We start from the raw sequence: 20,755 nt of genomic DNA on the forward strand, positions 1-20,755 counted from the left end.
CCACATCCCTAGGCCATGGACCGGGGGGTTTCCATCATCGACGCGACGATCGCGGCCAGTGCGGACGGCTGGCGGCTGGATCGTGCGCTGGCCGATGCCGTGCCGACGCTGTCGCGCGAGCGGTTGAAGGTGCTGATCGCCAGCGGAGCGGTGACGCGCGATGGCCAGATGGTGCGCGATGCGGCGAAGAAGGCGGCGGCGGGCGACCGGTTCGCGGTGACGGTGCCGATCCCGACGCTGCCGCACAACGTGGCGCAGGATATCCCGCTCGTCATCGCCTATGAGGACGAACATCTGATCGTCATCGACAAGCCCGCGGGCCTCGTCGTCCATCCCGCCGCGGGCAACCTCGACGGCACGCTCGTCAACGCGTTGCTGCACCATTGCCGGGGCAGCCTGTCGGGCATCGGCGGCGTGGCGCGGCCGGGCATCGTCCACCGCATCGACAAGGACACGTCGGGGCTGATGGTCGCGGCCAAGACCGACCGCGCGCACGAAGGGCTCGCCCGGCAGTTCCACGACCACAGCATCGATCGCCGCTACCGCGCGATCGTCGGCGGCGTCCCGCGCCCGGCGGAAGGCAAGGTCGATGCGCCGCTCGCCCGCTCCCCCGCCAATCGCAAGAAGATCGCGATCGTGCCCGGCGGCAAGCGCGCGGTGACGCATTTCCGGACGATGGAGCGGCTGCGCGACGCCGCGCTGGTCGAATGCCGGCTGGAAACCGGCCGGACGCATCAGGTGCGCGTGCACATGGCGTCGATCGGCCACGCCTTGCTGGGCGACCCGGTCTATGGTAGAACAAAAGGTGCTCAGAAAGCATTGCTCGAAACCCTGGGTTTCCGGCGGCAGGCCTTGCACGCCGCGCATCTGGGGTTCATCCATCCGGTGAAAAGCACCGCTTTGGCGTTCGAAAGCGATATGCCTGCCGACATGCAGGAACTGTTCACCGAGCTTCACGTATAGGTTCGAGCCGTTCGTCACCGCCCGTTCGCCATTCCGGGGCGGGACGAATGCCTCCGCAAGACAAGGGAGATCAGATCATGGCAGCCCGCAGCAACGTCCCCGCGACGATTCCTGCCCTCGGCGGGGAGCAGAGCCTCAACCGCTACCTGTCCGAGATCAAGAAATTCCCGATCCTGCAACCCGAGCAGGAATATATGCTCGCCAAGCGCTTCCAGGAGCATGGCGATACCGACGCGGCGGCGCAGCTCGTCACCAGCCACCTGCGCCTCGTCGCCAAGATCGCGATGGGTTATCGCGGCTACGGCCTGCCGACGTCCGAGCTGATCTCGGAGGGCAACATCGGCCTGATGCAGGGCGTCAAGAAGTTCGAGCCCGATCGCGGCTTCCGCCTTGCCACCTATGCGATGTGGTGGATCCGCGCATCGATCCAGGAATATATCCTGCGGTCGTGGAGCCTCGTGAAGATGGGCACCACCGCGGCGCAGAAGAAGCTGTTCTTCAACCTGCGGCGGATGAAGTCGAAGCTCGACGCGTTCGAGGACGGCGACCTGCGCCCAGAGCACATCACCAAGATCGCCACCGACCTGGGCGTCGCCGAAAGCGACGTGGTCAGCATGAACCGGCGCATGGCGATGGGCGGCGACACCTCGCTCAACGTCTCGATGCGCGAGGATGGCGAGGGGCAGTGGCAGGACTGGCTGCAGGACGACGCACCGTTGCAGGACAGCGTCGTCGCCGAGGCGCAGGAAGCCGACGTCCGCCACGGCATGCTGGTGTCGGCGATGGACGACCTCAACGACCGCGAGAAGCATATCCTGACCGAACGGCGGCTGACCGACGATCCCAAGACGCTCGAGGAACTGAGCCAGGTCTATGGCGTCAGCCGCGAACGCGTTCGCCAGATCGAGGTGCGCGCGTTCGAGAAGCTGCAAAAGGCGATGATGCGCATCGCCGGCGAAAAGCGGCTGCTCGCGGCCTGACGTGGCCGGCACCGTCGTCATCGGCGGCGGTGCGGCCGGCGTAGCCGCCGCGCGGCGGCTGCACGATGCCGGTGCCGACGCCCTGCTGGTCGAGGCAGGCGACCGGCTCGGTGGACGCGCGTTCAGCCTGTCGCTGCCGGCGCTGGCTGCCGGCCGGGTGGAGGCACCGGCGCTTCCCGGCGCAGCGAGGGGTGCCGGCGCCGCGGGGCCGGGCTTTCAACGCGCCGACGGCGACGCCCTGCGATCGGTGGCCCAGCGTTTTCCCGCCCCAGCGGTGGTCGACGCCGGGTGCGGCTGGCTCCATTCCGCGGGGCGCAACCCGTGGACCGCGATCGCGGAGCGCGACGGCTTCGCGATCGACCGGTCCTCGCCCAACTGGGGTGTGCAATGGCGCGACCTCGGCTTTCCGCCGGACCGCAAGGCCGCGCTCGCCGATGCCTATGCGCGGTTCGAGTGCGCCGCACATGCCGCGCTCGACGGCCCGGACCGGCCGCTGTCCGATTTCGTGCCCGCGGACGATCCGTGGCGGCCGATGATCGATGCTATCTCCGGCTATGCCAACGGCGCGCCGCTCGACCGCGTGTCGCTGCACGACTGGGCGGCCTATGAGCATGCCGCGACCGACGACAATTGGGCGCTGCCCGCCGGTTACGGCACGCTGGTGGCGCATCATGCCGCGGGCGTCGCCGTCCGCTTGAACACCGCGGTCACCCATGTCGACCATCGCGGCCGCGTGCTGCGCCTGACTACCGCGGCCGGCACGATCGAGGCGGATCGCATCGTTCTTGCGCTGCCGACCACCGCCTATGCCGCGCTGACCTTCGACCCGCCGCTGCCCGACAAGCAGGCCGCCGCCGCCGCGCTGCCGCTCGGCATCGCCGACAAGGTGTTCCTGGCGGTCGACCGACCCGAATGGCCGGCGCATGCGCATCTGACCGGCAAGCCCGACAGCGCCTGTACCGCCAGCCACCGCCTGTCCCCCTTCGGCCTGCCGATCGTCGAGAGTTTTTTCGGCGGCGCGTGTGCGGAAGCGATGCCCGACGCGCGCGCGGCGACGGACTTCGCGCTGGGCGAACTCGTCGCGCTGCTGGGGTCGTCCTGGGCCGCGCGCCTCACCCCGCTCGGCGCGACGCACTGGCGCGCCGCGCCGTTCATCCACGGCAGCTACAGCCATGCCCGCGTCGGCCACGCCCCGGCGCGCACGGCGCTGGCCGCCCCGGTCGACCAGCGCCTGTTCTTCGCGGGCGAGGCGTGTTCGCCGCACGACTTTTCGACCGCGCACGGTGCCTATGCGACCGGGATCGCCGCCGCCGACGCGATCCTGGGCTTGCTGGCGACGCCGCCGCGCCCGTAAGAGGCGGCGATGGCCGTTTTCCTCCGCATCCTGTTCAAGGCCGGGCTGATCTTCGTCGCGGTGTCGGTGCTGTGGGTCGGCCTCTACCGCTTCGTGCCCGTGCCGTTCACCTGGACGATGGCGGGCGATCTGTTCGCCGGCCGCAGCGTCACCAAGCAGTGGATGCCGCTGTCGAAGATGGACCCCGACATGGCGCGCGCCGCCATCGCGGGCGAGGATTCGCGCTTCTGCACGCATCACGGCTTCGATTTCCGCGCGATCGCGGGCGCCGCCTATCGCAACGCGCAGGGCGGGCGGATCCGCGGCGGATCGACGATCAGCCAGCAGACCGCGAAGAACGCCTTCCTGTTCCAGGGCGGCGGCTATGCCCGCAAGGCGCTCGAGGCGTATTTCACCGTCCTGATCGAAGCGCTGTGGGGCAAGCGGCGGATCATGGAGGTCTATCTCAACGTCGCGGAAACCGGAATCGGCACCTATGGCGCGGATGCCGCGGCGCTGCGCTATTTCCACCACGACGCGACGCGCCTGTCGCCGACCGAGGCGGGCCGCATCGCCGCGGTGCTGCCGCTGCCCAAGAAGCGCGCCGCGATCGATCCGCGCGGGTTCGTCCGCCGCCACGGCAACACGCTCGCCCGCTACGTCGGCACGGTGCGACGCAGCGGGCTGGACAGCTGTCTGAAATAGCGGCGGCGTCACCCCGGACCGGCGCGACGCCGCCGACCGCGTCAGAACGGCAGCTTGAACCCCGGCGGCAGCGACATGCCGCTCGTCATCTTCGACATCTCCGCGCCCGACACCGCATCCGCCTTGGTGCGCGCGTCGTTGAACGCGGCCGCCAGCAGATCCTCGAGCATCTGCTTTTCCGACACCTCGATCAGCGAATCGTCGATCGCGATGTTGATGATCCGGCCCTTGGCGCTCGCCTTCACCTTGACGAGGCCACCACCCGAGACGCCCTCGACCTCGATCGTGTCGAGCTGGTCCTGCGCCTTCTGCAATTCGCTCTGGACGTTCTGCGCCATCGCGAGGATTTCATCGAGATTCTTCATGCGATACTCCGTTTGCCCGGCCAGGCTTCCAGTTCGGCGTCGGGAAAGGCCGCCAGCGCCGCCTTCACCAGCGGGGTGTCGAGGATCGCCTGACGCGCCGCCTCTTCGTCCGCCCTGGCCTTCTCGCGCAAGGTAGGCGCGCCGGGCGCATCCTCCAAGGCGATCTTCCAAACCTGTCCGGTCGCCTTCTTTACCGCGTCGGCGACGTCGCGCAGCGTATCGGCGGACATCGGCCGCGATCCGCTGAGGATCAGCTCCTGCGGGCCGTAGCGGACCACCCGCGCGCCGTTGCTCAGCTGCGCGGCGACGGCGTGATGGCCCTTATCCTCCAGCAGCGTCACGAGGCCGGCGAAATCGTCGGGCGCACCCGGCCGCTCGGGCGCGGCGGGCGGCGCCGGCACCGGCGCGGCGGCGGCGGCGGCGGCGGCGGCGGCGGCGGGCGCGGGTATCTTGCCGCTGGCGATCGCCTTCGCCAGCTCGCCCGGATCGGGCAGCGTCGAGGCGTGGATCGCGCGCAGCAGCGCCATCTCCGCGGCCTCGATCGGCAGCGCCGCCTTCGCGACCTCGTCATGCCCCTTCAGGAACAATTGCCACAGCCGGTGCAGCGCCGGGAAGGACAGCTTGCCCGCCCATTCGGCCCGCGCGGCGCGCTCTTCGGCGGGCTGGCCGGGATCCTCGGCGGTGCCGACCTTGGCGAGCGTGATGCCGTGCACCGTCTCCAGCATCGACCGCATCACCGCCTGCGGATCGACGCCATAGTCATATTGCCGCCGCAGGCTGGCGAGCGCCCCCGCCGCATCGCCGGCCAGCACCAGCCCGAGCAGGTCGCGGACCGCGCCACGATCCGACAGGCCCAGCATCTGCCGCACCGCATCCGCAGTGACGCCGCCGCCCTCCAGCCCGGCATGCGCGATCCCCTGATCGAGGATCGACAGGCCGTCGCGTGCCGATCCTTCGGCGGCGCGCGCGATCAGCATCAGCGCCTCCGGCTCCGCCTCGACGCCCTCCTCGCGGCAGACGAAGGCGAAATGCGCCGCCAGTTGCTCGGCGGAAATCCGCCGCAGGTCGAAGCGCTGGCAGCGCGACAGGACGGTGATCGGCACCTTGTTCACCTCGGTCGTGGCGAACAGGAACTTTACGTGCGCGGGCGGCTCCTCCAGCGTCTTCAGCAACGCGTTGAAGGCGTTCTTGGACAGCATGTGGACCTCGTCCACGATATAGATCTTGTAGCGCGCCGATACCGCCGCATAGCGGGCCGCATCGATGATCTCGCGCACGTCGTCGACGCCGGTGTGGCTCGCCGCGTCCATCTCGATCACGTCGATGTGGCGCCCCTCCGCGATCGCCCGGCACGGTTCGCAGACGCCGCAGGGATCGATCGTCGGCCCGCCCTGCCCGTCCGGCCCGATGCAGTTGAGCGCCTTGGCGATCAGCCGCGCGGTCGATGTCTTCCCCACCCCGCGCACGCCGGTCATCAGGAAGGCATGCGCCAGCCGGTCGCGCTTGATCGCATTGCCCAGCGTGGTGACCATCGCATCCTGCCCGATCAGCTCGCGGAACGTCTGCGGACGGTATTTGCGCGCGAGCACGCGGTACGGGTTCGCCTTTGCCGCAGGCTGCGGCGGTTCGCCCAGATCGAAGGAATCGGCCATCGCACGATCCTATAGGACCCGCCGGCGGCCGTGTCGAAGGGCGAGCGTGCGCTGGCGCTCGCCGCGGCAAGCGGATATCCCGGCAGCATGGCACCGTCGTCGCACCTGCTCAACGCGTTCCTGTCCACCATGCTCGTCGCCGGCGCGGGCCATTGGGCGATCCGCGCGCTCGCGCCGCTGGCGCCGGCCCGGTTCGGCGCGTTCATGCTGGCGGTCGGCTATGCCATCGCGCGCTACAGCGGTTCCGCGCCGCCGTGGATGGCGGGCGCGCTGCTGCTGCGTGCCGCGGGGACGGTGTCGGCGCTCGCACTGCTCTGGTACTGTTGGTTCGGGCGGCGTATCGCCGCCGACCGGTGACGGGTGCATCCGGCCCGGTTCGCCGGCCCGGACGCCCCGCCCCCGCATATTGCCGCCGCGACCGGCGGCCCGACGCTTCACGGACATCCCGCTTCCCATGACACCCGTTCTCGGCATCACCGATTCGATCCTTGGCCAGCCCTGGCACTGGCGCGCGCTCGCCGCCGACGCGCGTGACGGCTTCGGCACCGACGACCTCGTCACGCAGCTGCTGCTCGCCCGCGGCGCTCCGCGCGAGGCGCTGGACCAGCATCGCGCGCCCTCGATCCGCGCGTTCATGCCCGATCCGTCGGTGTTCCGCGACATGGATCGCGCCGCCGAACGCCTCGCCGATGCCGTCCAGGCGCAGGAAAGCGTCGCGGTGTTCGGCGACTATGACGTCGACGGCGCGACCTCTGCGGCGCTGCTGATCCGCGTGCTGCGCGACCTCGGCCTCGCGGCGCGCGCCTATATCCCCGACCGGCTGCGTGAGGGCTATGGCCCGACGGGCGCGGCGCTGGTGCGGCTGGCGAGCGAGGGTGCGTCGCTGATCGTCACCGTCGACTGCGGCGCGCAGGCGTTCGACGCGCTCGCCGTCGCCCACGCGCATCCCGTCGATGTCGTCGTCGTCGACCACCACAAATGCGCCGCCGCGCTGCCGGTCGCGCATGCGCTGGTGAATCCCAACCGCCTCGACGAGGCCGAGGGCGCCGCCGCGCACGGTCACCTCGCCGCGGTCGGCGTCTGCTTCCTGCTCGCCGCCGCGCTGATCCGGACGCTGCGCGCGCGCGGCTTCTTCGCCGACCGCCCCGAACCCCGGCTGATCGACCAGCTCGACATCGTTGCGCTCGGCACCGTCGCCGATGTCGCGCAGCTGCGCGGCCTCAACCGCGCCTTCGTCGCGCAGGGGCTGAAGGTGATGGCGCAGCGCCGCAACATCGGCCTTGCCGCGCTGATCGAGGCGTCGCGGCTGACCCGCGCGCCGACGTGCAGCGACCTCGGCTTCGCGCTCGGGCCGCGCATCAACGCCGGTGGCCGCGTGGGGCGCGCCGACCTCGGTGTGCGGCTGCTGACCACTACCGATCCCGACGAGGCGCGCGCGATCGCCGGGGAACTCGACCGGCTCAACGAGGAACGCCGCGCGATCGAGACGGAGGTGCAGCAGGCCGCCGACGCGATGACCGGCACCGACCGCCGCATCGCGGTCGTCGCCGGCGCCGGCTGGCATCCCGGCGTGATCGGCATCGTCGCCGGCCGGCTGAAGGAACGTCTCGGCCGCCCCGCGATCGTCATCGCGATCGGTGAGGACGGGATCGGCAAGGGCTCCGGCCGCTCGATCGCCGGCGTCGATCTCGGCGCGGCCGTGCTCGCCGCCAGGGAGCACGGGCTGCTCGTCGCGGGCGGCGGCCATGCGATGGCGGCGGGGCTGACGATCGCCGCCGACCGGGTCGCGGCATTCGCCGATTTCCTCGAGGAGCGCCTGTCCGCCGGCGTCGAGCGCGCGATCGGCGCCCGCGCGCTGCTGGTCGACGCGGTGCTCGCCCCCGGCGGGATCAGCCCGGCGCTGGTCGACTCGCTCGAGGTCGGCGGCCCGTATGGGATGGGATGGCCCGCCCCCCGCGTCGCCGCCGGGCCGGTGCGGATCGTCAAGGCCGACGTCGTCGGCAACGGCCACGTCCGCGCCGTCGTGGCGGGCGACGACGGCCGCAGCTTCAAGGCGATGGCGTTCCGCGCCGCCGACACCGCGCTCGGCCAGGCGCTGCTCGGCGCCGCCCCGCACCGTCGCCTGTGGCTCGCCGGCCGTGCCAGGATCGACGACTGGGGCAGCCGCCCCGCCGCGGAACTGCATCTGGACGACGCCGCCTGGGCGAATTGACATATCGGCCCTTGACCGATCGCCGCCCCTCTTCTAGCAGCACCCCCGCTGGCCCCTTCGTCTAGCGGTTAGGACGCGGCCCTTTCACGGCTGAAGCACGGGTTCGATTCCCGTAGGGGTCACCAGCGCTTTTTGGGAAGCGCAAACATCTTCCAATCGTTAGAAGGGTATACCAATCGGGGGTGCGTCGGTTGGCCAATTTCATGTCTCGCTTTTGTCGGAATAACAGTCGACGATCCGAGCCATGGTATAGTCTGCCAGCTGCTCCTGCTTAGCGCAGGCGACGCAGATCGCGACCTCGGCGTCGCCCTTCCATCCGCCACTGCCGTGTCGCTGCGGTTCCGGCGATGCGTCGGGTGATCGGTTGGCGCCGCCCGTGCGCCCGCAGAGCCGGGAGCCGGCCCGATCGGACCACTGGCGCACCGTGTTGCCGAACCCCGGAACCCTGCACGATCGGCCCCATGCATTGATTTCGAACGCGTTCATGCCGGGTGTCGCGGATCGGCCTGGCCACCGTTCCGGGGAGGATGCCCGGTTGTCCGCAGCGGGCGTCGATCGGTCAGTCCCGGGCTCGGCGTGCGGCGCCGATGCTGCGAAACGGGGCGAGCGGACCGCCTGTCGACGATCCGCCCGCCATGTGATCGCGACCGGCGCTTCCCGGCGCGCCGGGCGGATACCGGCGGCCCGACCGCGCGCCCTCACAAGGAGGGGCGCGATGCGGACTGCCGGGTGCGCGCGTCAGGTGAACCGGACGACGGTCCGGACCGGGCGCCTGCGGCGCAACGCACCGCCCACCAGCGCGAAGCCGACGATCATCATCCCCCAGGCGGCGGGTTCGGGCACCGCACCCGCCTGATAGTCGCGGTAGATCGACGCCGTCGTCGCCTTGTAACCGGGGTTGAGCAGCGGGTCGAACGCCAGCTTCCAGCCGATCGCGTCGAACGCCACCAGATCGAGGGCGGTGACCGACGTGGATTGTCCGTAGGCCACGGTCGGGTCCATGAGGCCGAGCGGATCCTTCAGATCCTTCCAGTGCGACGCCTGTCGACCGTCGCCGTTCAGGATGCCGGTGGAAAAGCGGGAATCGCCGAAGACCTGGGTCTGCCCCCCGTCGATCGAGAAGTATGGCGTATCCTGCGTCGACCAGTCGAGCTTGCCCGGCGCGCTGTAGCGGAACAGGTCGAGCACGGTTCCGATCCCAAAGTCTTCCACACCCCCGGGAAACGTCTCGCCGGAGCCTGGTCCCGTATATTGATCGTAGGTGTCGACGCCGCTGATGAAACCCAATGAGTGGCCGATTTCATGGATTGCGACACCGATGAAGTCGATCGCGTCACTGGCGATGCCATCGGTCGGGTCGAAATCGAATTTATAGTCGGTGCTGAACGACACGACTGCGTCGGGGGCCGTGAAATCGACGGCATTTCCGTTGGCATCGCTGGTGATGCCGAGCGCCTTTACGAGCGAGTTGTTGACGTAGAGGGCCTGGTTGTTGAGCGAACGATTGTCGTCGAGCCGGGTCGCGGTGTCGACATAGCCATCGCCGGCCGCGTTGAACGCATTGGTCGTCACCGTCAGCGCCTGATTGCCGTTGAACAGCGTATCGCCCAGCGGCTGCAGATGTGCGAGTGCGAGCGCGTCGACGCTCGACGTCGCCGTGCTGCGCAGTCCGGCATAGACCTGCGAGTTGAAGGCGGCCGATGCATTCGACCCGGCCTGAGCGAGGATGTTACCACCCAGCGACGTGAAGCCGATCTGAAGATTGACGACCGCATCGCTTTTCAGCACGCTCGACCAATAGGCTGTCGCGATATCGAAGCCCATGCGGGCCTGGGAACCGGCGCCGGCGCCGCCGAGATCGATGAGGTTGAAGGTCAGCGCCGATGCCGGCGATGCGACGGCGGTCGCCATCCCGATCGCGCCGAGGAGAAGGGATTTCGAGAGTCTGGACATGGGATTTCCTGAACTTGCATGGAATAGGAAGTGGGCGTGGCCGGCCGGGATCAGGCGACCGGTGCAATGATGCGCCCGGACGCGCGACGCTGACGCAGCGCGGCGCCCGCCATCCCGACGCCGAGGATCATCAGCGCCCACGATGCCGGTTCCGGTACGGACGGGACACTACTGACGGTATAGTCGATGTTCGTATTGAAGGCCGAATTCCCGGCTTTCGTCCTGAACCATATGTACTTGATGTTGGCGGGCCGCGAAAACGGCGACGCTGTCTCACCCAGTGTACGGTCCTGCGTGATGGGCGCGAGCGGCGACGGATACCAACCCAATACCACGTTTGCCACCAGGTTTTCCGACGGCATCGGCGCCGAGAACGTCATGTAGCCTTGCGACGCATTGTCGTCATTGATCGTGCCAGCGTAATCGATCAGGGCAAGACCGAGCTGAACCTTACTGCTGAACTGCTCGCCGTTGATGTCGAATTCGATGATGCCGGATGGATCATCGTAGGATGCAACGGTCTGGTTGCCAAATTCGGAATTCAGCGTTTCCTTGTCCGTCAGGACAGCGCGGTCGTCGTACCTGATCCGTCCGGTTACCACGTTGGTGGCGAAGGGCGACGTCTTGGTTCCCGAGAAATCGATCGTCACTATGTCGGCATGCGCCGCCGACAGCGGCACGATCGCGGCCGCGATCGCAAGCACGGTTCTGAATGTCATGGATTACCCCCCTGTATCGCTCCCCGCCGGATCATGCCTACGACCCCGATGAAAGCTTAACGGGAGAGTAACAACGTGGTTAACAGTTACAATAATAATTATATTTGCTTATGCGCTTTCTATAATTAGTTTAGTTACAACTCCGCGTTTTATAATGTCACATTATGTCGTTTCTTTCAGATTACGTGGCTGTCGAATCGCCTTTTTTCTTTGATTGACAACCTTTTAAACTCGCTTTGCTTCGATCACTCACAAATGCTGTACGACCCAAGTCAGCCAAGCCAGATCTGATTTGGAGGCAGGCCGCACCCAACGGCACGGCGATCCGACTAAAAAAAGTGATACTGCGGCTTTTGCCGTTATTTTCCATATACATTTCGCGATATTAACCCAATGTCCGCTCGCTCCCGACATATCTGGGTTACCCACCTAAATGACAGGATATCGTTGCCGATGGAGCATGTTACGGCCGCCTCATGAAACAGACCGCACCGTCGGAAACTTGCATCGAATTGCCGCGCCGTACGCAATGTGCTTGCTGCACCCGGATGATCGTATCGGCGTCTTTCGGAGCGGCGCTCGTTACTTCGGAGTCCGGAACTGACGCGTCGCGGCAAGCCCAAGCGCGCGATGCGCCGTACCTGCTGCCCGTGTCGCCGGCGCCGGCGCCCTCGCCCCGGCACAAATGGCGCCGCTCACATCGGTGTAAGACGCGCAGGCGGCGACCCGGCCATCGCACGACCGGCAAGTATTGGCGGCACGCCCCTCCTCTGCAACGGCGCCGATGCTCCGACACGACGCTGGCTCGGTTCGATACCGCACCGATATGGCGCATACCACCCGTGCCCATAAAGGCGGTTCGGCAAGTATTGCGCATGCCGCGATCGTCTGTGACAGTCGCGCCGTGGAGCGAATACCGGCATGACCCATCAGGATCGGATCGAAAGCGGGGTCGACCTCGAATCGGTCTTTCTCGTCCATCGTGCCCAATTGCGTGCGTTCATATGCAGCCGGGGCGCCGCCGATCTGGCGGACGATATCTTGCAGGATTTGTGGATCAGAATGCCCCGCCAGCGGACGGATATTGCCTCTCCATTGTCGTATCTCTATAGAATGGCGACATATTTGGTGTTCGATCGGAACCAGAGCCGATCGGCAAGGCTGGTCCGGGACACCGCCTGGTTCGACGCCCATGGATCGATCGGGGAGGCGGGCTGCGCGCAACCGACGGCGGAGCGCGTCATGGAGGCACGGCAGACGGTGAGCCGTGCGCTGGAGGCGGTGTCCCGGGAGGGGGAACGGGTGCTGGCCATCTTTCGACGCCATCGCATCGACGGCTTGACCCAGCGCGAGGTCGCGAGCGAGTTCGGGCTCAGTATCGGAACCGTGGAGGGCGACCTTCGCAAGGCCTATCGCGCGCTGGTCGCGTTGGAGGAGCATTGAGGGACATCGCGATGGAGACGGTCTTAGCGGCATGAGAGCGACAGCACCGATCGATGGCGACCTCGCGTCGACCTGGGCCGGCCGGGCGTCCGAGCTTGCGTTCGACGACTGGGCGGGACTGGCCGCGTGGCTCGACGGGGATCCGGGTCGCAACGCCGCGTTCGAACGCGCGATGGCCGCGATCGCCCGCTTCGATGCGGCGGTCGCGGATTCGATGGGCGCCGGGACATTGGAGGAGCCGCCCGCGACGCCGCGACCGGTGGCCCGCGCGCGGTACGGGATCCGGCTGCGCCCGGGCATCGTCATCGCCGCCGCCGCCGGGGTCGGCGTGCTCGCGACCGCCCTCGCCGTCTCGCACAGGCCGACCGACGTGGCGCAATCACAGGTAGTCGCCGCAGCGGACGCGCGCGCGCGCAGCGTGCGGCTGGCCGATGGAACCCGCGTCGATCTCGCCTGCGGGGCCGCGATCCGGGTCTACGGATCGCGACGCCGGGCCGACCTGCTCCGCGGCCGTGCGGTGTTCACGGTACGCCACGACGATGCCGCGCCGTTCCGGGTGAGCGTCGGAGGCCGCGACGTCGTCGACGTCGGGACGATCTTCGAGGTCGAGCGCGCGCGCGGCGGCACGACCGTGAGCGTGGCGGAAGGACGCGTGATCGTCGATCCACGTCACGACGCGCTGACCCTGGACGCCGGCTATCAGGCGGAGATGGCGGATCGCGGACCGATGCTGCGCCGCCGCATATTGCCCGATAGCGTCGGGCAATGGCGGCGCGACCGGCTGACGTTCGCCGGCGCGCGGCTGGAGCGGGTGACCGCAGACCTGTCCGCGGCACTCGGCATGCCGGTCGCGATCGATCCGTCGATCGCGGACCGCCGGTTTACGGGCACGCTGGTTCCGTCGGCGCTCCGCGCCCGGCCGCAGGATCTGGGGGCGTTGCTGGACGTCAGGGTGATCCGGGAGGAGGCCGGCTGGCGCTTGCGGGCGGAATGATCCGGCGGACCGTCGCCGCCGCCGCCCTCGTCGTCCAGGCGCCGTCGCCGATCCTCGCCGGACCGCCGCGCGCGCAGGACCGCGTCGCCATCGATCTGCCGGCGGGGACGCTGGCGCATGCCGTCGACCAGCTCGGCCGCCAGACCGGCGTCAGCGTGACGATCGGGGATCCGTCCCTCGCAAGACGACGCGTCGCGGCGATACGGGGGCGGCTCGACGTCGGCGCTGCGATCGTGCGGCTGGCAACGATGGCCGGTGCGGCGCCGCGGCGGATCAGCCGGCTGGCATGGCGCCTCGATCGACCCGCAGCCGCCGCCCGCGGCGCGCGTGAAGGCCGCGCGAGGTCCATCACCCCGCCCCCTCCGGCGACGGCGGCGGAGGACCTGATCGTGATCGCCAGCAAGCGCGGCACCGCCGCCCGGTCGCTGGCGCAGGCGGTGGACGTCGTGTCCCTCGCCCCCGGTGCGGTCGAAGTCGGATCCGATGCCCTGGTCCGGGCGACCACGCTGCTGTCGTCGACCTATCGCGGTCCCGGCCGCGACAAGCTGTTCCTGCGCGGGATTGCGGATTCCAGTTTCGCCGGACAACTGCAATCGCCGACCGGCCAGTATCTGGGCGACGTGCGGCTGACCTATGCCGGCACCGATCCCGACCTCCAGCTCTACGACGTCCGGTCGGTCGAGATCCTGCCGGGGCCGCAGGGCACGCTGTACGGGGCGGGAACGCTCGGCGGCGTGGTGCGGATCAACCCCAATCCACCCGAGCGGGGCGTCGCCACCGGCGCGATCGGGGGCGGCGTCTCGGCGGTGGCGCAGGGGGATGTCGGGCGGGACGTGGACGCGATGGTCAACGTCCCCGTCGGCGACAGGCTCGCGCTGCGGGCCGTCGGATATTCCCGGGACGATGCGGGCTATATCGACCGGCTTGCGGATGGCCGCGACGATGCGAACCGCACCCGCATCGACGGCGCGCGCGCGACGGTGCGCTGGTTCCCGGCCGGCTCGGTCGCCGTGGACGTCGCGGGTGTGGCGCAGCGCATCCGGTCGGACGACGCCTTCTACGTCACCGACGGCACAGCCCCGCCGACCAGCGCCAGCCCGTTCCGCGAACCGGCCGGAAGCGATTATCTGGGGGGACAGATCGTGGCGAGCGGACCGATCGGCGACCTCGCGTTCGTATCCGCGACCGGGGTATCGCGGCAGCGATCGTTCGACCGGACGGTGTTCGGCGACACCCCGGTCGTCCGGCTCGACCGCCGCGAAGACCTGGTCACGCAGGAGGTGCGGGTGAACCGCCGCGGGCCGGATGGGCGCGGCTGGCTGCTGGGCTGGACCTATGTCGGGAGCGAGGGGCGCCTGGCGCTCGTCACGCCCATCGTCCCCCTCGACCTGCGCACGCGTGCGACCGAAGTGGCGGTGTTCGGCGAGGCCGGCGTGTGGGCCACCCGGCAGCTGCTGATCGGTGGCGGCGCGAGGCTCGCGCGCAGCGACGCCACGTTCCGGCAGCGGGCGGAGCCGGGCGGCACCGCGATCGCATCCGATCCGCTGCGGCGCCGGGACTGGTGGCTGCTGCCATCCCTGTCGGTGACCTATCGCCCGCTGCCGGCGCTGTCGCTCTTCGCCCGCTATCGGGTGGCGCGGCGCGCGCGCATCCCGGTGACGCGCACCGGCACCATCGCGGAGCCGCTGCCGGCGGGGCGTGGCAGCGAGGCGACCCGCTCGATCGAGGGTGGCCTGCGATGGGATGACGGCGATCGCCTGCACGTACAGGCGACCTTCGACGCCACGCGATGGACGTCGCTGCAAATCGAACGCGTCGAGGGGCTGAACGGCATCAGCAGTCGCACGGTCGCGGCCGCGACGGTATCGACCGCCTATCTGTCGGTCGACTGGCGGCCGGCACCCGGTCTGGACGTGCGCGCGTCCGCCGCCCGCACGTTCGCGCCGGCGCAGGCGACCCGCGCCGCCACCGGGGCATCGGACGACGTCGCCCCGCTGATGGCGCGGGTGGGCGCCCGTTGGAGCCGCCGCGTCGGCCGGACGCTGACGCTCGTCCTCGACGGCGCGGCGCGCTACGACGGGGAGCGGCCTGCGCCCAGCCCGCTGGCGGCGCCGCCCCGGCTCGGCGGCTTCGCCAGTGGCCAACTGGTCGCCGCGCTGCGCCGGGACGACAACGAGGTCACGCTCGCGATCGACAATGTGACGGACAGCCGCGCCGTGCGGTTCCTGGCGGGATCGAACGTCCTGCCGATCGGCGCATCGACGACCTTGCGCCCCCGGACCATCCGGATCGGCGTGCGCCGGCACTGGTAACCAAAAAATTTAACGGATCGTTTAGGGGAACCGCCCTCGGCTCCGTCTTATCGCTGCAACGACGCGAGGACGGGGGCGACTTCGGCACGGGCGGCGATCCAGGCTGCAGGGGGAGGAACAGCCCCCGGCATGGACGTCACGCGGCTTCATCGCCGCATCTCGTCACCCGAACCCCGCGCCGATCTGCCCGATGGGAGAAAGAGGGATGGCACAGATGACGAAGATTAGCGCTGATTACGCGGCATCGGCCGGCGCGGCGGGCGTTGCCGCCCCGACCGGGACGGCGGTGTCGACACCCCTTCCCTTCGGTCGATCCTACGATCTGCAGACGGGCAAGCTCGTCCAGGCGGACTTCGACTATTACAATCCAGGGTCGGCTGCGGAGCTCAATCGTCAGTGGCACCTCACCCGGCTGGGCGATCTGGGCAGGGTCTGGCAGGATTTCACCGGCAAGGGCGTCAGCGTCGGCGTCTATGATTCCGGCGTGCAATCGGCGCACTGGGACCTGTCCGCCAATTACGACCGGTCGAAGGAAATCTCGCTCGACGGCGTACAATATAGCGGCGAACCGGCGGCGGTCCTCGACGCGTCGTCGCCGCACGGAACCTCGGTCGCCGGCCTGATCGGCGCCGCCCGCAACGGGCTTGGCGGCGTGGGCGTCGCGTATGACGCGAAGCTGACGGGCGTCAATATCTTCGACGGCAGCACCGCGATTTACGTCAATGGCGGCCAGCAGGCATTTTTCGATGCGCTGAAACTCGGCAATCGCTTCGACGTGGTCAACAACAGCTGGGGCGCCGGGGATTCGGCGATATCGGCCGTGTCGCGCAAGACGGTCGGCTCGTTCAACTGGGGGCTGACCGACGCCTTCAGCTACACGGCCGCAACGGGACGCGGCGGGCTGGGCACGATCACGCTCGGTGCGGCGGGAAATAGCGGCCTGGATGGCCAGGTCGACAGCGTGAAGTCCGACCGCCACGTCATCGCCGTCTCGGCCTATCGCGCGGAGGATGGCGTCGCGTCCAACTACAGTTCTTCGGGCGCGCACGTGCTCGTCGCGGGTCCGTCGGACGACTATCCGATATTGAACGGGCGCGGCCTCGTTGCCACCGACCTGAAGGGTACGGATGGCTATAACATGTCGATCGATCCCTCCGCACCCTCCGACTATACGGACCGGTTCGGCGGAACCTCCGGCGCCACGCCGATCGTCAGCGGGGTCGTCGCGCTGATGCTCGATGCGAACGAAGGCCTGGGGTGGCGCGACGTCAAGAACATCCTCGCCGCGTCGGCGAAGATGCCGGTCGCATTCGACACGGGGCAGGTCGCGTTCGATCTCGAGCAAGACGGCAAGATGGTGAACGCGCGCATGAACGAAAGCCGGTTCCAGCTCGCCGGCCAGAACGCCGACTGGAACGGCGGCGCGATGCACCACAGCAACGATTATGGATATGGCGCGGTCGACGCCTATTCGGCGGTCCGGATGGCAGAGGTCTGGTCGCTGTTCGGCGCCGCGAAGACCTCGGCGAACGAACAGATGGTCGACACCGGCGACCTGACGGTCGGGATCACCAACGTCGATACCGACGCCCCGCGCGGCTATTCGGGTTTCGAGCTCTACGGCGATTTCGTGAAAACGCCCTCGCAATTCCAGTTCAGCGTCGATCAGAGCATCGACGTCGAGCATATCGATCTGTCGATGGTCTTCAACAGGCTGGTCGAAGGATATTCTTGCGGACCGAAGCTCCGCCGGCACAGCTCACCAACCCCTTTACAACGCGCAGATCAAACTGATCGCCCCCGATGGCACCGAAGGGTTCTGGGCTGCGGCGTCGGCGGGCCAGATGGGCGCGTACACCAATCTGGGCAAACCGAACGACAGCTTCGTCCTGGGTTTCTCCGGATTTCGCGGCGTCGAGACGAAGGGCACCTGGACGCTCGATTTCAGTGCACTCGCATCCTACTTCGACACGTTCTTTTTCGGCACGCTCGGCATTGATTCCTTCTTCACCATGGAAAAGATCCGGGTGCAGATGTACGGCGCCGCGCCGTCGAACGACGACGTCCACACCTACACCAACGAATTCTTCAAGATGACGGCGATCGATGGCGAGGCTGCGGGGCGGTCCGTCCTGACCGACACCAATGGCGGCCAGGACTGGATCAACGCCGCCGCGGTGTCTTCGGACGTGTCGCTGTCGCTGGTGTCCGGACAACGCACCACGTTCGGCGGCCAGACGGCCTTCACGATCTCGCGCGAGAGCACGATCGAGAATGCGGTCACCGGCGACGGCAACGACACGCTGATCGGCAACCGCTTCGACAACAGGCTTTACGGCATGCGCGGCAACGACGTTCTGAACGGCGGTGCAGGCAACGACATCCTGTTCGGCGGGGCGGGCAACGACCAGTTCCGCTTCGACACGGCGGGGGTCAGCGGCAAGGACACGATCCTCGACTGGTCGGCAGGCGATCTCATCGCCTCGACCAAGGCGTTGCGGGGCGCCGGCGCCGACGGCAAGGTGACGGTCGCGGCGAATGCCACGCTGCTGCTGGACGGCACCAGCGCGGGCGACACCGTGTTGCTCAAGGACGACGCCGGTGCGGTGTTGCAGGCGATGGGCGCCAAGAACGGCTATTATTGGTACGCCTATGTCTCGGGTACCGACGCGACGACCTCGTCCGTCATCCACGAAGCGTCCGGTTCGCCGGCGTCGACGGCCGCAGGGGCAGGCGCGCTGACGGCCCAGTTCACGGGCGACGCGCACGATGGCGTGTCGGCGCTGACCGCGACGGCCGGGTCGGCGGGGCATGCCGATCAGAACATGGCGTTCTTCCTCTACGACGCGATGGCGGGATCGATGGCGGGCGGCGTTCAGCTCTACGCCTGATGCCATCGGGGGGAGCGGTCGCAGGCCGCCCCCCCTTTCGTTCGAACCCGGATCCTTCCGGCCGTGCGGTTGCCCGGATGCGGCATCCGTTCGCCCTTCCCCAACCCTGTTGCACTTGGAGCGACGTCAGCCGTGTTGCGTTCCGCCAGCCTTCTTGCGCTCTGCGTCCTCGCTGCGGTTCCCGCGCGGGCGGAAACGCTCGTGGATGCGATCGTCGACGCCTATCGCACCAACCCGCAGCTTCAGGCGCAACGCGCGGAGCTGCGCGCCCTCGACGAAAGCGTCATCCAGGCCGGCGCGCCGTACCGTCTGGGCGCGGACGTCAGCGCGACGCTGGGGTACAGCGACCGCCTCCAGCGCAGCGCGATCGCGGACGGGTTCGCCCGCTTCGAGCAGCGTTCGATGGGCGCGTCGGTTTCGCTGACGCAGCTGCTCAGCAGCGGCGGCCGTACCGCGGCCCAGGTGTCCGCCGCCGAGGCGGACGTCCTCGCCGGCCGCGAACGGCTGCGCAATGCCGAAAACCAGATTCTCTACACCGTCGTCGAGGCGTATATGGCCGTGCGGCGGGACGAGGAGCTCGTCGATATCCAGGGACGCGCCGTCGCCTCCTACGATCGCCAGGTCGCGCAGACCCGCGCGCGCGAACGCGAAGGCGACCTGACCCGCACCGACATCGCCCAGGCCGAGGCGCAACTGCTCATCATCCGCGCCGCTTTGGCACAGACGCAGGCCAGCCTCGAACAGAGCCGGTCCCGGTTCGCCGCGGCGGTCGGGCGCAATCCGGGCCATCTGGAGATGCCGCCCACGCTCGCGGGCCTGCCCCCCTCGGTCGACGCGGCCTATCTGCGGGCCGGTCGGGAAAGCCCGATCCTGTGGCAGGCGATCATGATCGAGCGGTCGAGCCGCCACCGCATCGCCGCCGAACGTGCCGAACGCAATCCGTCGATCAGCGCGCAGGGCAATTTCGGCTATGTGAACCCACTGGGCTATCAGGTCCGCGATCTCGGCCGCACGGTGTCGGGCGGCATCACGGTCACCGTCCCCATCCTGACGCGGGGCGTGGTCGGCTCCCGCGTCCGGGCGGCGATCGCGGACCAGCAGTCCGCGGCCTTCCAGGTCGAGGATGCCCGGCGGACCGTCGATGCCGGCGTCCTCAACGCGTGGAACCAGTCCGTCACGGCGCACCGGCAGATCGATGCCGGCGAGGCCGCGGTGGCAGCGGCACGCACCGCGCTCGACGGGGTGCGCCGCGCCTTCGCCGAAGGCTTCCGCTCCAGTTTCGAACTGATCGATTCCGAACAGCGCCTGCTCAACGCGCAGGTGATCGTCGCGAACGCCCGATACGGCGGCTATACCGGCGAGGCGTCGCTGCTCGCGCTGCTCGGCCGCCTCGATCTGGCGAGCCTGTTGCCCGATGCGCCGCGATACGATCCGACCGCCGGGTTGCGCACGCATCGCGCGTGGCAGTTCGGCCCGTTCGAACCCCTGCTCGAAGTGCTCGACCGGCCGCAAATGCCGTCCGACCACGCGCGCCCCGCGCCCGCCATCGCGGCGCCGGGCGGGCATGCCAGCCTTGCGCCGTCACAGTCCGGCGCCTCCGCATCCGATCTGGCCCGCGGTCTGCCCTTGGGCACCCACGCCGGGTCCGGCGCGACCGTATCGACTGATATCAAAGGGAGAAGACCATGAAATACGCAATGCCGCTGTACGCCGCCGCGATCGTCGCAGCCGCAAGCCCTGCCGCCGTATCGGCGGAGATGCTGCAATTCACGCTGAGCGGGCCGACGACCGGCTACAGCGCCAGCTGGTCGCTCGACGATGCGATCACGCCGGATCAATGGACCGATGGTCAGGGCTTCGAGCTGGAACGCGTGGCCGGCAGCTTCCCCGGTTCGACCGCGAATGAGGCCTATATTGGGTTCTTCGCGCTCTCGAACGACGGCGGCCTGTCGCTGGCGGACGCGGACAGCCCGGCGCTGCTCGTCACCCTGCGTGGCGATCAGCTCTATACCGGCCCCGAAGCGGCCCCGACGCTGCGACGCGGGGTGTTCGCCCTGACCGATGGCAAGGGGCTGGCCGGTTACACCCTGACCGTCGCCCCCGTGCCCGAGCCCGCCGTCTGGCTGACGATGATCCTCGGCTTCGCCGTCGTCGGCGGGGCGTTGCGGACGCGCCGCACGACGGTTCGCTTCGCCTGATCGCGGTGCACGATCGGCGGTGGCTGCACCCCGCC

Annotated in this window: 18 protein-coding genes and 1 tRNA gene; 14 read left to right on the forward strand and 5 right to left on the reverse strand. The window is 68.7% G+C overall.

Features of this window, described 5'->3' with window-relative positions:
• Positions 1–15: 15 nt before the first annotated feature.
• From LPN01_RS07335 to mtgA, 4 genes are all read left to right on the forward strand, one after another.
• Complete coding sequence (locus LPN01_RS07335; protein ID WP_262827712.1) at positions 16–963, forward strand: RluA family pseudouridine synthase; 948 nt, start codon at positions 16–18, stop codon at positions 961–963.
• Between the two features lie 77 nt (positions 964–1,040).
• Complete coding sequence (gene rpoH, locus LPN01_RS07340; protein WP_262827713.1) at positions 1,041–1,943, forward strand: RNA polymerase sigma factor RpoH; 903 nt, start codon at positions 1,041–1,043, stop codon at positions 1,941–1,943.
• A gap of 1 nt (position 1,944) precedes the next feature.
• Complete coding sequence (locus tag LPN01_RS07345; RefSeq protein WP_262827714.1) at positions 1,945–3,297, forward strand: flavin monoamine oxidase family protein; 1,353 nt, start codon at positions 1,945–1,947, stop codon at positions 3,295–3,297.
• A gap of 9 nt (positions 3,298–3,306) precedes the next feature.
• Positions 3,307–3,981, forward strand: coding sequence for a monofunctional biosynthetic peptidoglycan transglycosylase (gene mtgA, locus LPN01_RS07350; protein ID WP_262827715.1), 675 nt, complete (start codon positions 3,307–3,309; stop codon positions 3,979–3,981).
• Positions 3,982–4,022: 41 nt separating this feature from the next.
• Here the strand turns inward: mtgA and LPN01_RS07355 are convergent, their stop codons facing one another.
• Together LPN01_RS07355 and LPN01_RS07360 are read right to left on the reverse strand one after the other, a co-directional pair.
• Positions 4,023–4,346, reverse strand: a complete 324-nt coding sequence (locus tag LPN01_RS07355; protein WP_262827716.1) for a YbaB/EbfC family nucleoid-associated protein — start codon at positions 4,344–4,346, stop codon at positions 4,023–4,025.
• A complete protein-coding gene (locus LPN01_RS07360) occupies positions 4,343–5,998 on the reverse strand; it encodes a DNA polymerase III subunit gamma/tau (RefSeq protein WP_262827717.1) in 1,656 nt (551 codons plus the stop codon). Before LPN01_RS07360 ends, LPN01_RS07355 begins: the two co-directional genes overlap by 4 nt.
• 30 nt (positions 5,999–6,028) lie before the next feature.
• On the opposite strand from LPN01_RS07360, the gene LPN01_RS07365 reads away from it, so the two are divergent.
• From LPN01_RS07365 to LPN01_RS07375, 3 genes are all read left to right on the forward strand, one after another.
• Positions 6,029–6,355: a hypothetical protein gene (locus LPN01_RS07365; RefSeq protein WP_262827718.1), complete on the forward strand. Its 327-nt coding sequence runs from the start codon at positions 6,029–6,031 to the stop codon at positions 6,353–6,355.
• A gap of 97 nt (positions 6,356–6,452) precedes the next feature.
• Positions 6,453–8,210, forward strand: coding sequence for a single-stranded-DNA-specific exonuclease RecJ (gene recJ, locus LPN01_RS07370; protein WP_262827719.1), 1,758 nt, complete (start codon positions 6,453–6,455; stop codon positions 8,208–8,210).
• Positions 8,211–8,260: 50 nt separating this feature from the next.
• Positions 8,261–8,335 (forward strand) — tRNA-Glu (locus LPN01_RS07375).
• 76 nt (positions 8,336–8,411) lie between these two features.
• Here LPN01_RS07375 and LPN01_RS07380 read toward each other — a convergent pair.
• The 3 genes from LPN01_RS07380 to LPN01_RS07390 form a co-directional block, all read right to left on the reverse strand.
• A complete protein-coding gene (locus tag LPN01_RS07380; protein ID WP_262827720.1) occupies positions 8,412–8,696 on the reverse strand; it encodes a hypothetical protein in 285 nt (94 codons plus the stop codon).
• A 252-nt stretch (positions 8,697–8,948) separates the two neighbouring features.
• On the reverse strand, positions 8,949–10,163 hold the full coding sequence (locus tag LPN01_RS07385) for an NF038122 family metalloprotease (RefSeq protein WP_262827721.1): 1,215 nt from the start codon (positions 10,161–10,163) through the stop codon (positions 8,949–8,951).
• A gap of 50 nt (positions 10,164–10,213) precedes the next feature.
• Complete coding sequence (locus LPN01_RS07390) at positions 10,214–10,882, reverse strand: PEPxxWA-CTERM sorting domain-containing protein (protein ID WP_262827722.1); 669 nt, start codon at positions 10,880–10,882, stop codon at positions 10,214–10,216.
• Between the two features lie 921 nt (positions 10,883–11,803).
• Between LPN01_RS07390 and LPN01_RS07395 the strand changes: the two genes are divergently transcribed.
• From LPN01_RS07395 to LPN01_RS07425, 7 genes are all read left to right on the forward strand, one after another.
• A complete protein-coding gene (locus tag LPN01_RS07395; RefSeq protein WP_262827723.1) occupies positions 11,804–12,325 on the forward strand; it encodes an RNA polymerase sigma factor in 522 nt (173 codons plus the stop codon).
• Positions 12,326–12,356: 31 nt separating this feature from the next.
• A complete protein-coding gene (locus LPN01_RS07400; protein WP_262827724.1) occupies positions 12,357–13,319 on the forward strand; it encodes a FecR family protein in 963 nt (320 codons plus the stop codon).
• Positions 13,316–15,631 carry a TonB-dependent receptor gene (locus tag LPN01_RS07405; RefSeq protein ID WP_262827725.1) on the forward strand — a complete coding sequence of 772 codons (2,316 nt, stop codon included), beginning with the start codon at positions 13,316–13,318 and terminating at the stop codon, positions 15,629–15,631. The genes LPN01_RS07400 and LPN01_RS07405 overlap by 4 nt, the downstream gene beginning before the upstream one ends.
• A gap of 214 nt (positions 15,632–15,845) precedes the next feature.
• Positions 15,846–17,630 (forward strand): S8 family serine peptidase, encoded by a 1,785-nt coding sequence (locus LPN01_RS07410; protein WP_262827727.1) that lies wholly within the window; start codon positions 15,846–15,848, stop codon positions 17,628–17,630.
• A 94-nt stretch (positions 17,631–17,724) separates the two neighbouring features.
• Positions 17,725–18,522, forward strand: a complete 798-nt coding sequence (locus LPN01_RS07415) for a calcium-binding protein (protein WP_262827775.1) — start codon at positions 17,725–17,727, stop codon at positions 18,520–18,522.
• A 132-nt stretch (positions 18,523–18,654) separates the two neighbouring features.
• Positions 18,655–20,211, forward strand: coding sequence for a TolC family outer membrane protein (locus tag LPN01_RS07420; RefSeq protein WP_262827728.1), 1,557 nt, complete (start codon positions 18,655–18,657; stop codon positions 20,209–20,211).
• A complete protein-coding gene (locus LPN01_RS07425; RefSeq protein WP_262827729.1) occupies positions 20,208–20,720 on the forward strand; it encodes a PEPxxWA-CTERM sorting domain-containing protein in 513 nt (170 codons plus the stop codon). The genes LPN01_RS07420 and LPN01_RS07425 overlap by 4 nt, the downstream gene beginning before the upstream one ends.
• Positions 20,721–20,755: the final 35 nt, after the last annotated feature.

Origin of the sequence: Sphingomonas sp. A2-49 (assembly GCF_025548555.1) — a bacterium.
Lineage (GTDB): Bacteria > Pseudomonadota > Alphaproteobacteria > Sphingomonadales > Sphingomonadaceae > Sphingomonas.

What these genes read in the sequence shown, in the direction of transcription:
- LPN01_RS07335 (WP_262827712.1), top strand. Translation starts at nt 16, where the DNA reads ATGGACCGGGGGGTTTCCATCATCGACGCGACGATCGCGGCCAGTGCG.
- rpoH (WP_262827713.1), top strand. Translation starts at nt 1,041, where the DNA reads ATGGCAGCCCGCAGCAACGTCCCCGCGACGATTCCTGCCCTCGGCGGG.
- mtgA (WP_262827715.1), top strand. Translation starts at nt 3,307, where the DNA reads ATGGCCGTTTTCCTCCGCATCCTGTTCAAGGCCGGGCTGATCTTCGTC.
- LPN01_RS07355 (WP_262827716.1), bottom strand. Translation starts at nt 4,346, where the DNA reads ATGAAGAATCTCGATGAAATCCTCGCGATGGCGCAGAACGTCCAGAGC.
- LPN01_RS07360 (WP_262827717.1), bottom strand. Translation starts at nt 5,998, where the DNA reads ATGGCCGATTCCTTCGATCTGGGCGAACCGCCGCAGCCTGCGGCAAAG.
- recJ (WP_262827719.1), top strand. Translation starts at nt 6,453, where the DNA reads ATGACACCCGTTCTCGGCATCACCGATTCGATCCTTGGCCAGCCCTGG.
- LPN01_RS07380 (WP_262827720.1), bottom strand. Translation starts at nt 8,696, where the DNA reads ATGAACGCGTTCGAAATCAATGCATGGGGCCGATCGTGCAGGGTTCCG.
- LPN01_RS07385 (WP_262827721.1), bottom strand. Translation starts at nt 10,163, where the DNA reads ATGTCCAGACTCTCGAAATCCCTTCTCCTCGGCGCGATCGGGATGGCG.
- LPN01_RS07390 (WP_262827722.1), bottom strand. Translation starts at nt 10,882, where the DNA reads ATGACATTCAGAACCGTGCTTGCGATCGCGGCCGCGATCGTGCCGCTG.
- LPN01_RS07395 (WP_262827723.1), top strand. Translation starts at nt 11,804, where the DNA reads ATGACCCATCAGGATCGGATCGAAAGCGGGGTCGACCTCGAATCGGTC.
- LPN01_RS07400 (WP_262827724.1), top strand. Translation starts at nt 12,357, where the DNA reads ATGAGAGCGACAGCACCGATCGATGGCGACCTCGCGTCGACCTGGGCC.
- LPN01_RS07405 (WP_262827725.1), top strand. Translation starts at nt 13,316, where the DNA reads ATGATCCGGCGGACCGTCGCCGCCGCCGCCCTCGTCGTCCAGGCGCCG.
- LPN01_RS07410 (WP_262827727.1), top strand. Translation starts at nt 15,846, where the DNA reads ATGACGAAGATTAGCGCTGATTACGCGGCATCGGCCGGCGCGGCGGGC.
- LPN01_RS07415 (WP_262827775.1), top strand. Translation starts at nt 17,725, where the DNA reads ATGACGGCGATCGATGGCGAGGCTGCGGGGCGGTCCGTCCTGACCGAC.
- LPN01_RS07425 (WP_262827729.1), top strand. Translation starts at nt 20,208, where the DNA reads ATGAAATACGCAATGCCGCTGTACGCCGCCGCGATCGTCGCAGCCGCA.